General features: G+C 44.6%; 2 protein-coding genes and 1 pseudogene. All 3 read left to right on the top strand.

The features are described 5' to 3' along the window. Positions 1–668, top strand: a pseudogene (gene gidA, locus AC30RD_RS09180) (tRNA uridine-5-carboxymethylaminomethyl(34) synthesis enzyme MnmG); the annotation flags it as partial. 3 nt (positions 669–671) lie between these two features. Further along, positions 672–1,295, top strand: coding sequence for a 16S rRNA (guanine(527)-N(7))-methyltransferase RsmG (gene rsmG / locus AC30RD_RS09175; RefSeq protein ID WP_489494229.1), 624 nt, complete (start codon positions 672–674; stop codon positions 1,293–1,295). 4 nt (positions 1,296–1,299) lie between these two features. Further along, a partial coding sequence (locus AC30RD_RS09170; RefSeq protein ID WP_489494228.1) for a hypothetical protein occupies positions 1,300–1,520 on the top strand: 221 nt, incomplete at its 3' end.

Raw genomic sequence — 1,520 nt, 5'->3', positions numbered from 1 at the left:
CCTACATTGGCGTGATGGTCGATGACTTGATCACACACGGCACTCAGGAGCCATACCGAATGTTTACCAGCCGAGCTGAGCATCGATTGCTATTGCGCGAAGATAATGCTGATTTACGTCTTACCGAAGTAGGGCGAGAGCTAGGACTGATTGATGATGAACGCTGGCAGGCTTTTAATGTAAAACGTGAAAAAGTCGAGGCTGAAATGCAGCGCCTTCGCGATACTGTTTTACGCCCGACCGATATTACTGATGAACAAAGCCAGGCAGTTTTTGATGGTGCTTTAAGCCGCGAATATCGTTTAAGTGAGTTATTACGCCGCCCCAATGTGACTTATAAATCCTTAATGACCCTGCCGGAAATTGGCCCCGCGGTTGAAGACCAGAAAGTCGCCGAGCAAGTTGAAGTGCAATTCAAATATGCAGGCTATATTGATCGTCAGCAACAAGAAATTGATAAACAAAAAAAGCATGAAGAAATGAAGCTGCCTGAAGATTTTGACTACGCATCCATTAAAGGCGGTTTATCTAATGAAGCGCGCCAGAAGCTTGAAGAGCAAAAGCCGGCAACCATTGGGCAGGCTTCACGAATTCCGGGAATCACGCCTGCAACCATTTCAATTTTAATGGTGCATTTAAAAAAACATCGTTATAAAAAGGCGAGTTAAGGGGTGGGTATTAAACAATTATGGGAGTCTGGTTTAGGCTCGCTTGCCTGTAAACCGGATGAGAATCAGTTAGCCCAGCTAAAGCAATATGTTGAGTTATTGGAACGCTGGAATAAAACCTATAACCTGACCGCCGTGCGTAATCCAGAAGAAATGGTGCCACTGCATATTTTTGATAGTTTGGTGGTTGCCGATTACATCAAAGGTGATAACTGCCTTGATGTGGGAAGCGGTGCCGGTTTGCCGACCATTCCACTGGCGATTATGCAAGCACCGAGACGATTTACGGCGCTGGATACCAATGGCAAGAAATCCCGTTTTATTCAGCAAGCGGTGATTGAACTGGGCTTAAAAAATGTCAGCGTTGAACAGGTTCGAGTTGAAAAGTGGCAATCAGAAGAGAAATTTGATGCCATTATCAGCCGGGCCTTTGCATCCATCCATGACTTTGTCACGTCTTCATCTATGCACTTGTCTGAAAACGGTATTCTGTATGCCATGAAGGGGCAGTATCCGGAGGCCGAAATGCAATATCTGCCCAATGGTTTTCAACTTAAGGCAAGCCACACGCTGAATGTTCCCTTTGTTGAAGGTGAACGTCATTTATTAGAGATAAGCCGGGATTAAAACCATGAAAATTAAAGATAAACGCTCTGTTTTTCTACTCTTTGCTGCAATGCTGATAAGCAGCGTCATTATCGGTAGTTTTTGCCAGATTAGTTTTGATCCCGTACCCAATCTAAATTCATCTGTCCAAGCGGCAACAATGGCACAGGCTAAATCAAACTATCCCCCTGTTGATGTTGATATGTCTTTAAAACAGGTGGCTGAACATACCTGGTATGTGCAGGG

The sequence above is a fragment of the Nitrosophilus sp. genome (assembly GCF_982775275.1).
This window is presented reverse-complemented; position numbering and strand designations above follow the sequence as displayed.